The sequence below is a fragment of the Aminobacter sp. HY435 genome (assembly GCF_027568395.1).
GTDB lineage: Bacteria > Pseudomonadota > Alphaproteobacteria > Rhizobiales > Rhizobiaceae > Aminobacter.
The window spans coordinates 295,087-310,167 of the sequence record NZ_JANKZL010000004.1 but is presented as its reverse complement, the minus strand read 5'-3'; the positions used below and the strand labels follow the sequence as shown (position 1 = coordinate 310,167).

12 protein-coding genes are annotated in these 15,081 nt (G+C 62.2%); 10 read left to right on the top strand and 2 right to left on the bottom strand.

The window, feature by feature from the left end; genetic code table 11:
• Nucleotides 1-31: 31 nt before the first annotated feature.
• The 3 genes from PCJ21_RS06285 (at nt 32) to PCJ21_RS06275 (ending at nt 3,251) form a co-directional block, all read left to right on the top strand.
• On the top strand, nt 32-1,306 hold the full coding sequence (locus PCJ21_RS06285; protein WP_269930520.1) for an alkyl sulfatase dimerization domain-containing protein: 1,275 nt from the start codon (nt 32-34) through the stop codon (nt 1,304-1,306).
• A 280-nt stretch (nt 1,307-1,586) separates the two neighbouring features.
• The gene (locus PCJ21_RS06280; RefSeq protein WP_269930519.1) at nt 1,587-1,760 is read left to right on the top strand and encodes a hypothetical protein; all 174 of its coding nucleotides are present in this window, start codon (nt 1,587-1,589) and stop codon (nt 1,758-1,760) included.
• A 246-nt stretch (nt 1,761-2,006) separates the two neighbouring features.
• Entirely contained in the window at nt 2,007-3,251 is a 1,245-nt protein-coding gene (locus PCJ21_RS06275) for a sulfotransferase family protein (protein WP_269930518.1), read from the top strand.
• 471 nt (nt 3,252-3,722) lie between these two features.
• Here the strand turns inward: PCJ21_RS06275 and PCJ21_RS06270 are convergent, their stop codons facing one another.
• On the bottom strand, nt 3,723-5,297 hold the full coding sequence (locus PCJ21_RS06270; RefSeq protein WP_269930517.1) for an ABC transporter substrate-binding protein: 1,575 nt from the start codon (nt 5,295-5,297) through the stop codon (nt 3,723-3,725).
• Nucleotides 5,298-5,557: 260 nt separating this feature from the next.
• Complete coding sequence (locus PCJ21_RS06265; RefSeq protein WP_269930516.1) at nt 5,558-6,487, bottom strand: LysR family transcriptional regulator; 930 nt, start codon at nt 6,485-6,487, stop codon at nt 5,558-5,560.
• 201 nt (nt 6,488-6,688) lie between these two features.
• On the opposite strand from PCJ21_RS06265, the gene PCJ21_RS06260 reads away from it, so the two are divergent.
• The 7 genes from PCJ21_RS06260 (at nt 6,689) to PCJ21_RS06230 (ending at nt 14,884) form a co-directional block, all read left to right on the top strand.
• A complete protein-coding gene (locus PCJ21_RS06260) occupies nt 6,689-7,663 on the top strand; it encodes an ABC transporter permease (RefSeq protein WP_269930515.1) in 975 nt (324 codons plus the stop codon).
• The gene (locus PCJ21_RS06255) at nt 7,660-8,565 is read left to right on the top strand and encodes an ABC transporter permease (protein ID WP_269930514.1); all 906 of its coding nucleotides are present in this window, start codon (nt 7,660-7,662) and stop codon (nt 8,563-8,565) included. Before PCJ21_RS06260 ends, PCJ21_RS06255 begins: the two co-directional genes overlap by 4 nt.
• A 1-nt stretch (nt 8,566) precedes the next feature.
• Nucleotides 8,567-9,532: an ABC transporter ATP-binding protein gene (locus tag PCJ21_RS06250; protein ID WP_269930513.1), complete on the top strand. Its 966-nt coding sequence runs from the start codon at nt 8,567-8,569 to the stop codon at nt 9,530-9,532.
• Nucleotides 9,529-10,566, top strand: coding sequence for an ABC transporter ATP-binding protein (locus PCJ21_RS06245; protein ID WP_269930512.1), 1,038 nt, complete (start codon nt 9,529-9,531; stop codon nt 10,564-10,566). The genes PCJ21_RS06250 and PCJ21_RS06245 overlap by 4 nt, the downstream gene beginning before the upstream one ends.
• A 22-nt stretch (nt 10,567-10,588) precedes the next feature.
• A complete protein-coding gene (locus PCJ21_RS06240) occupies nt 10,589-12,475 on the top strand; it encodes a CocE/NonD family hydrolase (protein ID WP_269930511.1) in 1,887 nt (628 codons plus the stop codon).
• A 467-nt stretch (nt 12,476-12,942) separates the two neighbouring features.
• Entirely contained in the window at nt 12,943-14,373 is a 1,431-nt protein-coding gene (locus PCJ21_RS06235) for a hypothetical protein (RefSeq protein WP_269930510.1), read from the top strand.
• A 121-nt stretch (nt 14,374-14,494) separates the two neighbouring features.
• Nucleotides 14,495-14,884, top strand: coding sequence for a hypothetical protein (locus PCJ21_RS06230; protein ID WP_269930509.1), 390 nt, complete (start codon nt 14,495-14,497; stop codon nt 14,882-14,884).
• The last annotated feature ends 197 nt before the right edge of the window (nt 14,885-15,081 follow it).

Here is a 15,081-nt window from a genome sequence, read left to right as displayed (position 1 = left end):
GGTCGAGTACAAAGATGATTGGAAGCTGATGATGGATACCCGGCAAATCGACGCGATTGTCGACCGCGTGTGGAACGGCGAATCGCCCATGGAAGAATGGACGGCGGCCGTCAGCGGCGGCTCGATCAAGCAAGTGTCGAGCGATGTCATCGTCGTCTCGACCGGCTATCTCTTCGGCAATGTCACGGTCATTCGCACCGAAGCCGGGCTGGTCATGATCGACACCGGCAGCCGGGAGACTGCCCAGGAAACGCTCACGGCGGTCAGATCCTGGGACAAGAGCCCGGTCCACACGGTGATCTATACCCACGGCCACATCGACCACACCTGGGGCGCCCGGCTTCTCGACAGGGAGGCCGACGACAACGGCGTTCCGCGGCCGCGCATCATCGCGCACCGCAACGTGCTCCATCGTTTCCAACGCTACGACGAGACCCAGGATCTGAACACGATCATCATGGGCCGTCAGTTCAACCAGGCCGGCTACACCTTCCCCGGCGAGCATCGGCGCCCCGACGAGGTCTATGACGAGGAGCTGACGCTGACGATCGGCGGGGTTCGGCTCCAGCTACGCCACGGACGCGGCGAGACCGACGACGCAACCTTCGTCTGGCTTCCGGAAAAGAAGGTTCTGGTCAGCGGCGATTTCGTGATCTGGGTTTTCCCCAACGCCGGCAACCCGCGCAAGGTCCAGCGCTTTGCCAATGACTGGGCCGGCGTTCTTCGCCAGATGCATGGCCTGGCGCCTGCGGTGCTGGTGCCGGGCCACGGTCCCGTGATCGCCGACGCCCGGCGCGCTGCCCAACTGCTTGACGATGGCGCAAGCGTCTTGGAGAGCCTGGTCAAACAGACGCTCGACATGATGAATGAGGGGCATTCGCTGAATACCATCTTGCATCGGGTCAAGCCGCCGGCTGAACTACTCGCCAAGCCATATCTGCTTCCGAAGTACGACGATCCGGAATTCGTCGTTCGCGGCCTTTGGCACCTCTATGCCGGCTGGTTCGACGCCAATCCGGCGCATTTGAAGCCTGCGTCCGATCTTGAGCTGGGAACCGAGATCGCCAACCTCGCCGGCGGCGTAGCGACGCTGGCCGGACGCGCGGAAACGCTTTGCAGGCAAGGCCAGACCCGGCTCGCCGCCAGTCTTATCGAATTCGCGGTCGCAGCTGCGCCGGACGACAAGGAGGTGCACCGGGTTCGCACAGCGGTCTATGCCGCCTGCGTTGAAGCAGAGACCTCGCTGATCGGAAAGGCGATCATGGCCGTTACATTGCGCGAGTCGGGCAATCGGTCCACCAATTGAGCGGCATGGTGGCATGCTTCGATCTTTTCGGTAGCCACGACCATCCCGTCGTATGGTTGGTCGTTTCGCTGAACTTACCAATGCGAGACGAGCGCGCGGAGGCTTGCACGGCAACAGGCCGACCTGCCTTGGCGACTTGTCCTCGCGCCGTCGGCTGGTCGCCATCATGAGCTGGTTGTTTAGAGCTTCCTCCTGCAGCCAGTCCTCATGTCGCAGTTTCGCGATATGGCATTTCAAATGCGAGCGGTTAGAGTGTGCGCGAAAAGAAGGATCGAGCACCATGATCGAAGTCGTCCGAAAAAGGCCCGTGCTGGCGTTCGTCGCTGCTGTAGCCCTGGTTGGCGTGGTGGCGGCAGGTGCCGCTATCGGGGCCATTCAGACGATCACCATGCTGGCAATAGTTGCCACAGCCCTGATCATGGGCGCACTCGTCATCGGATCGATCGCCGGGTAGCTCTATCGCTGCGCTGTGGCTGCCAGCCGATGCAGGCTTCCGTCAATTTGCGCACGTGCTCGCTCTTGTTCGGCGTGTAGGTGCCCATGCCCTGACCGTCCACGCTGACATAGCGACCGGTGTAAGAAGGGCGGCCGGCTTATTGCCTTCGGGCGATCGTGAATGCAGACGGTTCTCGCCTCGACCTGACAATGCGATCCGACCGCGGCGACGCGCCATTGCAATCATGAAATTCAGAGAACTCTTTTGACAAACAATGTCTTGCCCGTAAATCCAGCTTCTGGCGCATCGGCCGACCGACGGTGCGTCGTCGTCCTCGGTATGCACCGCTCGGGCACCAGTGCGCTCACGCGGATGCTGGGCTTGTTGGGAATCGATTTGCCGGCAACGCCACTCGGCGGCAACGAATGGAACGTGACTGGCCATTGGGAGCCGTCTCCTGTCGTTTCGCTGAATGAACGGATCCTCGGTTCGCTAGGGACCACCTGGGACGACTGGAGGCCGATTGATGCTGGCTGGCACCGGTCGCAAGCGGCAGCCACGTTCAAGAATGAAGCCTTGGACATTCTCCGGTCCGAGTTCAACGGAACGCGCCCATTCGTTCTCAAAGAGCCTCGCATTTGCCGATTGGCCGCTTTTTGGCGCGATGTCCTCGCTGGCATGGGGGTGACTCCACTATTCGTGCTGCCGATCCGAAATCCGCTGGAGGTGGCGGCATCGCTGCAAGTCCGGGACAAGATCGACCCGAGCCTTGGCCACTTGCTATGGATGCGGCACCTTCTGGAGGCCGAATTCGCCACGCGTGGACAATCCCGGGTCTTTACCACCTATGATGATCTGCTCGGCGACTGGCGCCTGCTGGCGGACAAGATGCAGGCAGAGCTGGATTTGCCCTGGCCGCGTTCGATCGATGAGGCCGCAGGAGAAATCGACGTCCTTTTGTCGGACAAGCATCGCCATCACCGTCAGCCTTCGGGCAGGCTGGATCAGCTGTTCGTGCCGGGTGGACTGAGCCAAGCTTTTGAAATCACGAGCCGTTGGGTTCGCTTTGGCGAAAACGAACAGGATTTGGATACCCTCGATTCCATCCGAGACGGGTTCGACAAGGCAACGTTCATGTTGTCAGCGGCAATTGCATCGGCGTCGAACGATCGGCGCAAGGCGTCAGACGAGCAGGCCATCAAGCTGACGGATATGGTGGAGGAGCTTGTTCAAGAGGTGCGGCGGAAGTCAGACGCCGAGCAAGCGATCACACTTGCGCGCATGGTCGAGGAGCGTGTTCAAGAGGGGCGGCGGAAGTCAGACGCCGAGCAAGCAATCACACTTGCGCGCATGGTCGAGGAACTCGTTCGGGAGGAACGACGAAAGTCGGCTGCCGAGCTGGCCTCCGTTCAAGCGAATCTTGCTGATCAGAACCTCAAGCTCGATGATCTCTTGAGAGAGATCGAAAGGTTGAAATCACGTCGACCCCGCTTTGGCTGGCGCAGGTAGGTCATCGCCACGCGGTTGCGTGAAATGGATGTTGCCCAGAACTGGGGACATAAATGGCGTTGGAGCCGTGACGAATTGCGCAGCGACTGGGACGAATTCGCTGCGCGCTTGGTGGACGTCTCAACCCTCTACCCTGATGCTTGTGAAAGCCACGGAACCCCGCGCTGGTGGCGAGAGCCAAGCTAGGCTGCTTCGCGCGCTCGTCCCTCGGGTGCCGTGGCGCGCCTGATATCGGAAACGGTCTTTGGAAAAGCAGAGATCGATAGCCAGGGCAATTCCAGAAGAATGTAACGCGCTTTTCCGTTCGGAAGTGCGTCATGCCGCTTTGGACACCCGGTGCCTGCCGCACCGGACATGGATGGCAGCGTCTCCTCCAGGCGCCGAGCAGCGTACCCGTTGCTGATAAGAAAGCGGCCGAAACAGTGTTCCGGCCGCCTGTATCCCGAGTGCGATGGTGGCGCGGCTTCGCCGCTACTTTGCTTCGCTGGCGTAGGTTGCCAAGGTGTCCTCGGATGTGTTGGGCACGAAATCGATGCCCTTGCGCGTCGCCCAAGTCACTTTCGGCCAATAAAGCGGCAGGATGGCCTGGTCGCCGAAGGCGATCTTGGCGGCGTCGGAGAGCAAGGCATTGCGCTTTTGCGTGTCGAACTCGGCAAGAGCCTCGCGCATCTTGGCATCGTAGTCGGCATTGGAATAGCGCATCCGGTTGAACGACCCGGTCCCGGCTTCCTTGCTATAGGTCATCAGCACGTTGTTCATGCCGGCTGACGCCGATGCCGTGGTGGTTCCGAAGGAGAAGATGAAGGCCGAGAATTCCTGCTTGCCGGCTGCGGCTGCATAAACGTTGTACGGCTGAGTGACCACGCCATTGACCTTGAGGCCGCCGCGTTGGAACAACTGGCCGAGTGCCTGCGCCACATCGCCGTCGCCGGGGAAACGGTCGTTGGACGAATGCACGGTGATGCCGAAGCCGTCGGGCACGCCTGCCTCTGCCAGCAGTTTCTTGGCGCCGTCGATGTCGATGGTGTCAGCGACAAGGTCCGCGGTGTAGCCGCCGACGCCTTCTGGCGCCAACTGCCCAGCCGGGGTGCCTGCTCCCGAAAGCACGCGGTCGATCAGCAATTGGCGGTCGATCATCTTCGACATCGCCTTGCGAACCCTGGCGTCCTTTAGCGGGTTGGCTTTCAGCGGCTTGCCGTCAGGGCCGGTGACGAAGGGGCTCTCGTCACGGGCGCTGTCCAGGCCGAGATAGATGATGCGGCCAGACGGCGTCGAATGCAGCGTCACCTTTGGATCCTTGGCCAGTGTCGCTTCGTCGTTCGGCGGTACCGCGTCGATCAGGTCGACGTCGCCAGAGAGAAGTGCTGCGACACGCGTGGCGGAGTTCGACATCAACCGGAAGGTGACGTTCTCGAATTTCGGCTTCTCACCCCAGTAGGTCGGGTTGGCCTTGAGCACGTAGCGGTCGCCTGGTGTCCATGACACAAACTTGTAGGGCCCGGTGCCGATGGTCGCCTTGCCGGAATTGAAATCCTCGATCGAGGCGCCCACTGCCGCCTTTTTCGACACGATGTAGACCAGGCCAACCAGTTCCATGAACTGCGGAGTGGGCTTTTCGGTCTTGAAGCGAATGGTCAGCGGGTCGACGATCTCGATGCTGGCGACCGGCGCGACATTGGCGGTGAAAGGGGCAGGACTGTTGGGAATGGTAGCGGCGCGATTGATCGAGAACTCCACGTCCTCTGCGGTAAAGGGCGTACCGTCAGAGAAAGTGACGCCCTCGCGCAGCTTGACCTCCCAGGTCAGCGGATCGACGGCTTTCCACTCGACAGCCAGGCCGGGCTGGACCTGCAGGTTCTTGTCGGGCTCGATCATGCGATTGAAGATCTGTTGCGCGATCTGCTGGCTGTTGCCGGTGCGCGAGTAATGCGGGTCGATCGCCTGCGGTTCGGTCGAGCTGCCGACCATCAGGTCGGCGGCCAACGCCATGCCGCCCAGGCTGGTTGACAGCGCTAGCGCCAGGAATGCGGGCCGAAGAAATTTCATTGCGGTGAGGTCTCCCGTTGATTGGCATCAATAGCCGGTCGCGATGCCGTGGCAGGGGTTGCGCGCCGGAACGAGCCGAGGGATAGCGCCTTTGCCGCGATCCCTTCCTCCTTTGTCCCAACGCATTGCCAATGCCCGGCAGTCGCGCCTTGGTCGGAGAGTATGGAGCAGCCGGCACCGGGCGCAACGCTATGACGTTTGTGCATTGCCCGATGCGCAAATGCACGAACAAGCAGCGCGGTTGGACATTAAGCCGCGCTTTAGTCCGTGACAGCGTCGCCGATGGCCTGGGTATGACCGCCATCGCCGATCAGCCGCTGCTGCAGCATGCGAATGAACAACAGCATCGGCCGCGACAGCGGTGCGTCGCGCAAGGTGGCGATGCCATAGTCGTTCCACAAGGGCGGCGACAGTGGTCGCATCGCGACGCGTTCTGACTTGAGCAGATCGCCGATGAGCGCGGGGATGATCGACACGCCGATGCCTTCCGCTACCATGGCCACGCTTGCTTCCACCGAGTGGACCTCGACGCGGCAGCGAACCGTGCCCAGGGCCTTGCGCAGGCGTTCCTCGAGGTCTTCGCGGCTCGAACGAAGGCGACCGAGCAGCACCAGGTCCAGACGTGAAAGATCGCTTGCGGCGACGGTCTCGTGCTCGGCAAGCGGATGGGCCGCGGGCAGAACGCACAGTTGCATGCTTTTCAACAAAGGCATTGTCTGAAGTCCGCGGTCGTCCGTTGGCAGACGCACGAAGCCGAAATCCACCGCGCGCCCCATGACCGCCCGCTCGATCTCGCTGTAAGGACCTGAAACCAGTTCTATGCTCACCTGGTCCTGGTCGGCGAGAAAGTCACGCACCAGCCCCGGAAGCAGCGTCGTCGTAAGCGAGTGGGGAAAGCCCATCTTGATGAGGGTGCGCCCCGACCGTCCGGCACTCAGCTCGTCGGTCCGGCGCTTCAAGCGGACCAATACATCCGATAGTTCCCCGACTTCCCGCAGAAGCGCGGTCGCTTCGGGTTTCGGCGCCAGCCGGCCCTTGTCACGGTGAAACAGCTCGAAGCCGATCTCTTGCTCCAAACTGGTCAGCTGGCGGCTGATCGCCGATTGCGACAGGCTCAGCACAACCGACGCTCCGATGGTGGAGCCGGTTTGCATGATCGCGCGGAACACTTCGAGCTGGCGCAGGTTCAATGCTGGTCCCTTGTCATGCCGAGGCGACGCCTTAGCCCGCCGTTCATTGACTAATGCACAAAACGCATAAGATTGCGTACTTCAAGAACTCCCTGTTAGCTCCGGTCAAGAAAAGCAACCGGCAAATAGCGCGTGGAGGAATCTGTTGACGAATCAAAGCCCCCGCGGGGGAGCTGTTTCCAGCTCAAGGGATTGCCGGAGATGACCGTCTTCATCATCCGGCGTCTGTCACAGAGCCTGCTGGTCCTGCTCGTGACGTCCATCCTCGTGTTCGTCGGCGTCTACGCCATCGGCAACCCTGTCGATATTCTCATTCCCGCCGACGCCAGCATTGCCGAGCGCGACGCGGCGATACGTGCGCTCGGCTTGGACAAGCCGCTACTCGCGCAATACTGGTCTTTCCTGACCAACGCGCTGCAAGGCGATCTCGGGCGCTCCTTCGTCTTCAATCAGCCCTCTATCTCTTTGATTTTCCAGCGCCTGCCGGCGACGCTTGAGCTTGCCTTCGTCGCGTTGTTCATCGCGCTCGCGTTCGGCATTCCGCTTGGTCTCATAGCTGGCTTGAAGCCGCGTTCGGTCGCCGACGAAACCATCATGACGGGATCGATACTGGGCTTCAGCCTGCCGAATTTCTGGCAAGGCATGATGCTGATCATGATCTTCTCGGTCTGGCTTGGCTGGCTGCCGTCGTCGGGACGCGGCGAGACCGGCGAAATCCTTGGCATGACGACCAGCCTGGCAACGCTGGACGGCCTCGCGCATCTCATCCTTCCCGCTACCAATCTTGCCCTGTTCCAGCTGTCGCTGGTGATCCGCCTGACGCGCACCGGTGTGCGTGAGACGATGCCGCTCGACTTCATCAAGTTCGCCCGTGCCAAAGGGTTGTCCGAGCGCCGCGTCGTCTTCGTCCATGTCATGAAGAACATTCTGATCCCGATCGTAACCGTGGTCGGCATGGAGTTCGGTTCGATCATCGCCTTCGCTGTGGTTACAGAAACCATCTTCGGTTGGCCGGGCATCGGCAAGCTGCTGATCGACTCGATCACACTGCTCGACCGTCCCGTGGTCGTTGCGTACCTGCTGGTCGTCGTCACCATGTTCATCGTCATCAATCTGCTGGTCGACATCGTCTATTCGATGCTCGATCCGCGCATCCGGCTGAGCGACACGCAATGAGCGCGATGACCCTACGTTTCCGAACCAGCGAGGCGTTCTGGGCGCGTTCGCTACGCGGCATCCTGGGCAGCCCCAAGGCGGCAGTGGCGCTGGTCGTCTGCCTCCTGTTGCTGGTCATTGCGGTCATCGGGCCGTCGCTGGCACCACAGAACCCCTACGATCTCGCGGCAATCGACTTCTTTGACGCGCGCCTGCCGCCGCTGTCGGAAAGCATGACTGGCGGCACCTATTGGCTCGGCACCGATGGCCAGGGCCGCGACATGCTGTCGGCGATGATTTACGGCCTGCGCACCTCCATGGGCGTCGGCCTGTTCTCCGGCATTGTCGCTCTCGCCGTGGGCACGGCGCTCGGCCTCGCTGCAGCCTATTTTGGCGGTCGCATCGACACGCTTGTCATGCGGCTGGTCGACCTGATGCTCGGCTTCCCGACCATCCTGGTTGCCCTGATGCTTCTTGCCTTCCTCGGTCAGGGTGTCTGGAAGGTGGTTCTGGCGCTGGTCATCGTGCAGTGGGCGCAGTTCGCTCGCGCCGTGCGCGCGGCAGCCCTTGTCGAGCGCGGCAAGGAATATGTCGAGGCTGCCACCTCGCTTGGTCTTTCAAAGACGCGCATCCTGTTCGGCCATATGCTGCCCAACTGCCTGCCGCCGATCATCGTCATCGGCACGCTGCAGGTGGCGAATGCAATTTCCGCCGAGGCGACACTGTCATTCCTCGGCATCGGCCTGCCGATCACCGAACCGTCGCTCGGCCTGCTGATCGCCAACGGCTACCAGACCCTGCTTTCAGGCCAGTACTGGATCAGCGTCTATCCCGGCCTGCTGCTGCTCGTCCTTGTCTTCAGCATCAACATCGTCGGCGACCGCCTGCGCGAGGTGCTCAATCCCCGTCTGGCGGAGCGCTGAGATGACGCTGAAAGTCGAGAACCTGTCGACTCATTTCTTCACGCGCGACGGTGTCGCCAAGGCGGTCGACGGCGTGTCGTTCGAGGTCGGGCGTGGCGAAATCCTCGGACTGGTGGGCGAATCGGGCTCGGGCAAGTCGATCACCGGCTTCTCCATCATCGGGCTGGTCGATCCGCCGGGTCGCGTGACCGGGGGAAAAATTCTGTTCCAGGGCCAGGATCTGGTCGGCCGCCCGGCTGGCGAGATGCGCGCGCTGCGCGGCAAGAAGATCGCGATGATCTTCCAGGATCCGATGATGACGCTCAACCCGGTGCTGTCCATCGAGACCCAGATGGTCGAAACGGTTCGCGCCCATGACCGCGTCTCCAAGGCCGACGCACGGGCGCGGGCAATCGAGGCGCTCGGCCTGGTCGGCATTCCGTCTCCGGAGGAGCGGCTCGCTGCCTACCCGCACCAGTTCTCGGGTGGCATGCGCCAGCGCGTGGCAATCGCCATCGCCCTGCTGCACAGGCCCGATCTGATCATTGCCGACGAGCCGACCACTGCACTCGACGTCACTATCCAGTCGCAGATCCTGGCGGTGATCCAGCGCCTCAGCGGCGAGTTCGGCATGTCGCTGCTGTGGATCAGTCACGATCTCGGCGTCGTGGCCGGCCTCGCACATAGGATCGCGGTGATGTACGCCGGCAGGATCGTGGAAACCGGCACGGTCGACGAGGTTCTGGACCGCCCCGTTCATCCGTACACGATCGGGCTGATGCGCTCGGTGCCGGCCAACCTCGATCGCGGCGAGCCGCTGACGCCTATTCCCGGCATGGCGCCGCCGCCGCTTCGGCGTCCTGGCGGCTGCCCGTTCCGGCTGCGCTGTTTCGCGGCCACCGAGATATGCGAGACCGAGCCGGCCGAAAGCCAGGCGGCCGGACACCGCTGGCGCTGTTTCCATCCGCAGACTGCGAGGGCCGCATGACGACACCTTTGGTCGAAGCCTCCGCCATTTCGCGCCGCTTCAGCCGTGGGCTGGACTACGCCGAAAGGCTCGCCCGCATGATGGGCGCAAATGTCGAGGAGCGCGTCGTTCATGCCGTCGACGGTGTGTCGCTGGCGGTCAATCCGGGTGAGGTTGTCGGCCTTGTCGGCGAGTCCGGCTGCGGCAAGTCCACGCTCGGTCGCATCATGGCCGGCATCCTGCCGCCGTCCGACGGCGTCATGCGCTGGCAGGGCAGGGACGTTTCGACGCAAGGCCGTTCCGAGGCCAAAGCGGCCAGGCTGGCCTCACAGATGATCTTCCAGGATCCGATGTCTTCGTTGAATCCGCGCAAGACCATAATGGATATCATCGGTGAAGCACCCGTGGCGCACGGGCTGGTGCGGCGCAACGAGGCCGCCGACATGGTGACCGCGCTGATGCAACGCGTCGGCCTCGATCCTTCCTATCTCAAGCGCTATCCGCACCAGTTCTCCGGTGGTCAGCGCCAGCGCATCGGCATCGCCCGGGCACTCGCCGTCAAGCCGCGCTTCATCATCTGCGATGAGTCGGTGTCGGCCCTCGACGTTTCAATTCAGGCGCAGATTCTCAATCTGTTCATGGAGTTGAAGCAGGAGCTTGGCCTGACCTACCTGTTCATCAGCCATGACCTGGGGGTGGTGAAGCACATCTCCGACCGGGTTGCGATCATGTATCTTGGGCGCATTGTCGAGAGCGCGCCGGCCGATGCCTTCTTCGCCGCGCCAAACCACCCCTACACCATCGCGCTGCTGTCGGAAGTGCCGACGATCAAGCAGCGGCGGAGGCAGTTCAATCCGGTCAAGGGTGAGATACCGTCGCCGTTGCATCCGCCATCTGGCTGCCATTTCCATCCGCGCTGTCCGAACGCCTTCGACCGCTGTCGCATCGAGCGTCCGGTTCTACGCGAGATCGCGCCAGGCCACATCAGCGCCTGCCATCTCAACGACACGCCCGGCAAGACCCCGGCGACGGCTGCGCTTTCAGCCACCTACTAACGCATCAAGAGGAAGCAGAGCGGTGTTGGACAACGCAAATCCGAAACTCGAGCCGGTCGCGGACGGCGTTGTCGTGCAGCGCGACGTGATGGTGACGATGCGCGACGGCGTGCGCCTGGCAGCCGACATCTACAGGCCCGCCGCGGCGCCGCTGGAGCAGCCGCTTCCGGTGATTCTCGAGCGTACGCCCTACGGCAAGAGCGAGCGGTCGCGCTCGGAGATCGAGATCGGCATGGCGCGGCCGATGGAGCGCGCCGAAGTCGCCAGCCATTTCGTCCGTCACGGCTACATCGTCATCTATCAGGACTGCCGCGGCCGCTATCGCTCGGAAGGTGAATTCGTAAAATACCTTTCCGAAGGCCCCGACGGTTTCGACACCTTGACCTGGATCGACGCCCAGCCGTGGTCGAGCGGCAAGGTCGGCACCATGGGCCTGTCTTATGCCGCGCATACTCAGATGGCGCAGGCCTGTCTTAATCCGCCCGGCTTGGCGGCGATGGTGCTCGATTCCGGCGGCTTTTCCAACGCCTTCACCTGTGGCATCCGCCAAGGCGGTGCCTTTGAGCTGAAACAGGCAACCTGGGCCTACAACAATGCGCGCGAAAGCAAGCACGCCAGGAGCAGTCCCGATCTCTTGCGGGCACTGGAGGCTGAAGACCTGCGCGCCTGGTTCACCGCGATGCCATGGTCGGAAGGCCGCTCGCCGGTGCGCTGGATCCCCGAATATGAGGACTATCTGCTCGATCAGTGGCGCCGCGGCACCTTCGACGACTACTGGAAACAGGTCGGCATCTACGCCGCGGGACACTACGACAGTTTCCCGAAAGTGCCTGTGGCGCTGATGTCGAGCTGGTACGACGCCTATGTTCGTACCACGTTCGAGAACTATGCCGGCTTGGCGCGCGACGCCGACCGGCCGATGGCCCTGTTGATGCATGCAAGCCTGCACGGCAACCGCAACACGCCGTTTGCCGGCGATGTCGAATTCGGCCCGGGCGCCCCGCTTGGCGGCAATGTCACGGAAAGCTGGCTCGAATTTCGCCGCCGCTGGTTCGATCGCTGGCTGAAGGGGGTGGACAACGGCGTCGACAGCGAGGCCCGTGCCCGGCTCTTCGTCATGGGCGGCGGTAGCGGCGCCAAGACCGGGACCGGCCGGCTCGACCACGGCGGTCGCTGGATCGAAGCCAGCGATTGGCCGCTGCCTGGAGCGCGCGAAACGGTCCTGTATCTGCATGACAATGGCGAACTCTCTGCCCAGAAGCCCGCCGCGGATGCAGCGGCGTTTGAATACGATTTCGACCCGAGCAATCCGGTTCCGACCATCGGCGGCGCGCTGACCAGCGGCCAGCCGGTGTTCGAAGGCGGTGGCTTCGACCAGCGCCAGTCGAGCCGGTTTTTCGGTTGCGACGATAGCGGCCTGCCGCTTTCCGCGCGATTGGATGTGCTGTCGTTCGAGACCGAGCCCTTTGCCGAGGACACGGCGGTTGTCGGTCCGATCACGGTTGAGCTTTTCACCGCGACCGATGGCCCAGACACCGACTTCACGGCAAAGCTCATCGATGTCTACCCGCCGGGGACCGACTATCCGTCCGGCTACGCGCTCATCCTCAGCGACGGCATCTTCCGCTGCCGCTACCGCAATGGTTTCGACAAGCCTGAACCTTGCATGCCAGGTGAGGTGATGAAGATCACGATCGAGCCGTTCGCGACCGCAAACCTGTTCAAGAAGGGGCACCGGCTGCGGATCGACGTGTCGTCGAGCAATTTTCCGAAATTCGACGTCAATCCAAACACCGGGGCGCCGGAAGGCCGTGGACGCACCAAGCGGATCGCCCGCAACACCGTCTATTGCGATCGCGAGCGGCCTTCATCCGTCAGGCTGCTGACTGTTCCGGGTTCACAGCTCTAGTATCACCCTGTCGCCTCGTCACCCTTTGGACGAAGAGATACAGGCGGTAACTGATGATCGCGACCGATGAGTGCGGTGACGGCCGTCTAACCACATGACGAAAGGTCGAGTTTTGTTGGACGGCCCGCTCCACAAGAGGTGCGCGTCCTGGATAGCGTCGGCGGGTCGGGAAATCGCACAGTTTCAACCCGGCCTAACGGATTGCTTTGTCATTTCTGGATTGGTCCTGGACGGCGCCTTGCTGCCCCAAGCGTACCAAAGAGGTAGAAGCGATCACGGTGGCGGGATGGCCTACCGCCTTTGACGTTGTTGCCTGAAATCGTTGTCGCCCGGAGGATGCTGTACAGCACCAATTGAGGCGACGCGAAGGTCTTGGAACGTCTATTTCGAGCCGGAGGCAAGCGGCCGCGGCGCGATCGCGCGCCGGGGCAAGTCGTTGTCTTTGCAGGCGCGGGTGGAAGCAGGCCATGCAACCGTCGCTGATGGGTATTGTCGTCTGCTGCTGTATCCTGATTGTCGGATACAGATCGCGCAATGTGCTTGTCGGCAGCCTTGTCGCCTCGCTGGCGTTCGGCGCCACCGCCATCGCCACGCTCACTTTTCTCGGCAATTCGTCGCCTCTGATCTACACCTTCTTCGCGGCTCTGCTCGTCACAGCGGTTGCGGCCAGGCGGCAGGTTCGCCGGGAGCTGGGAGATGCGATGGGCAGCATGCGTCCGCTGTGGGTGCTTGGCGGCCTGATGCTCTACGCAATCATAGGGGCATGGCTGTTTCCCCGTCTGTTCGCAGGTCATGCGAGCGTCTTCGTGCAATCAACGTCGCGTCGCGGAGTTGTCGAAACCGCGCTTGGACCGGTGTCGGGGAATGTCTCGCAGACCGGCTATTTCCTGCTTGGAGGACTGACCGCGATTGCGCTCAGCGTGCTTCTTCTCAGATCTCACGGGCTGGAACAGGTGCGGCGCGGCTTTATCCTTTGGTGCAGTCTTCATGCGGGAATGGGGCTGTTGGATTTGCTTGGCAAACTTTCCGGCGCCGGGGATCTGCTGAGCCCAATTCGCACGGCCAGCTACGCGATGCTGACGAATGCCAGCGAGGGCGGTTTCGCGCGAATAGCCGGCGCCTATTCCGAAGCTTCCGCCTTTGGTGGCGTGTCGCTCGCGTGCCTTGCTTTCACCTTCACCTACTGGCGCAAGACGGGGGCACGCTATGCCAAGTGGCTGTCGGCCACGCTGCTGTTGCTGATCATATTGTCGACCTCATCGACGGCCTATGTCGGGTTGGCGATACTTGCCGTACCGGTCTCCATTTCCCTCGTACAAGCCACGATATCAAGTCGCCTGGGGCCAGACGATTTTGCGATTGTCGGCGTCCTCGCTGCGATGGTCGTCGTTGGGCTGGCGATCCATTTGCTTGACCCCGGTTTCTTCGATCCGTTCTCCCGACTGATCGAGTCGACGGTCATCAACAAGGGAACTTCCGCGTCCGGGGTGGAGCGTACCTACTGGAATACGAAAAGCCTCCAGGCCTTTTCCGATACCGGTGGTTTGGGCGTCGGCATGGGCAGTTCTCGCGCTTCGAGCTGGCCGATCGCTGTTCTTTCCCAACTGGGATTGCTTGGTGCGGCGATGATGACGGTCCTATTGATCGTCGTTGCGCGTGGGACAGGCGGGCTAAGCGCCTGGATCGATCCCGAGAGCGACGCGATCGTATCAAGCGTACGAGCCTGTGCGCTGGCCGGTGTGATCGCCGGTTCCCTCGTCAGCGGCACCGCCGATCCGGGAATGGTATTCTTCATTGCCTTGGCGGTGGTCTCCGTGAGCCGCGTCCAAGCGCGTCGGAACAGGGTACTGTTCGGCCCGCGCCAAAGCGAGAACCTGTATGCCACACTCTGGCGATGATGCGGCCGGTCTTCCGCCGAAAGGATGTGTCGCGGCGCCGGATGCTAGGCGTATCATGCCGAACAGGCGACCAAGGCCGGCCACAGAACCGGGAGCCTGGCTGCTTGCCGGGAGGCTGGATATGAAATTTCTCCGTTTCAGCCATGATCATGGGATCGGCGGTGACAGCGAATGGCGCTTTCGGCGCCTGAGGCGATTGCTCGACGAGATCGGCCGGGAGCTTGTGGCCGAGCGAACGGCATTGCGGGAACGGCATGACAACGCCTGCGCGGACGCTGCGTTCGCTCTCGAGGCACTCGACAATGGCGATGAACCGTCATCGATTTCCGCTGACGTCACCAGGTTGACGGAGCTAATTGCAGCTAGCGCAAAAAGGTTTGCCGCGATCGAGGAAGAGGCAGCCTTCGTCCAAGCTACGACCGAACGGCTGGCGCGGCTCAATTTGCGGACCTGCGAACCCGCAGCGCCGCGCGCGGTATTCGACAGTCGAACGGCGTTGCGCGACATCTGACACATGCCGAACCGCCTCTCATAAGGGGTATGAACGATACTCCCTATGGCGGCATTTACCTTGCCATGGTCGGAGTTAAACTTCGAGACATTCACGGAATAGGCCGCCGACGCCTGCCGACTTGTATCCGTTGCAGGGCGGAAGCAGCCAAACCGGGCAGCAAGGTTCCGGCACGCCGCATCAGGGCCTTGCTGCCT

Excerpts from the sequence above, each read along its gene's own strand:
- PCJ21_RS06235 (WP_269930510.1), top strand. The coding sequence starts at position 12,943 with ATGCAACCGTCGCTGATGGGTATTGTCGTCTGCTGCTGTATCCTGATT.
- PCJ21_RS06280 (WP_269930519.1), top strand. The coding sequence starts at position 1,587 with ATGATCGAAGTCGTCCGAAAAAGGCCCGTGCTGGCGTTCGTCGCTGCT.
- PCJ21_RS06245 (WP_269930512.1), top strand. The coding sequence starts at position 9,529 with ATGACGACACCTTTGGTCGAAGCCTCCGCCATTTCGCGCCGCTTCAGC.
- PCJ21_RS06285 (WP_269930520.1), top strand. The coding sequence starts at position 32 with ATGGATACCCGGCAAATCGACGCGATTGTCGACCGCGTGTGGAACGGC.
- PCJ21_RS06270 (WP_269930517.1), bottom strand. The coding sequence starts at position 5,297 with ATGAAATTTCTTCGGCCCGCATTCCTGGCGCTAGCGCTGTCAACCAGC.
- PCJ21_RS06260 (WP_269930515.1), top strand. The coding sequence starts at position 6,689 with ATGACCGTCTTCATCATCCGGCGTCTGTCACAGAGCCTGCTGGTCCTG.
- PCJ21_RS06230 (WP_269930509.1), top strand. The coding sequence starts at position 14,495 with ATGAAATTTCTCCGTTTCAGCCATGATCATGGGATCGGCGGTGACAGC.
- PCJ21_RS06250 (WP_269930513.1), top strand. The coding sequence starts at position 8,567 with ATGACGCTGAAAGTCGAGAACCTGTCGACTCATTTCTTCACGCGCGAC.
- PCJ21_RS06255 (WP_269930514.1), top strand. The coding sequence starts at position 7,660 with ATGAGCGCGATGACCCTACGTTTCCGAACCAGCGAGGCGTTCTGGGCG.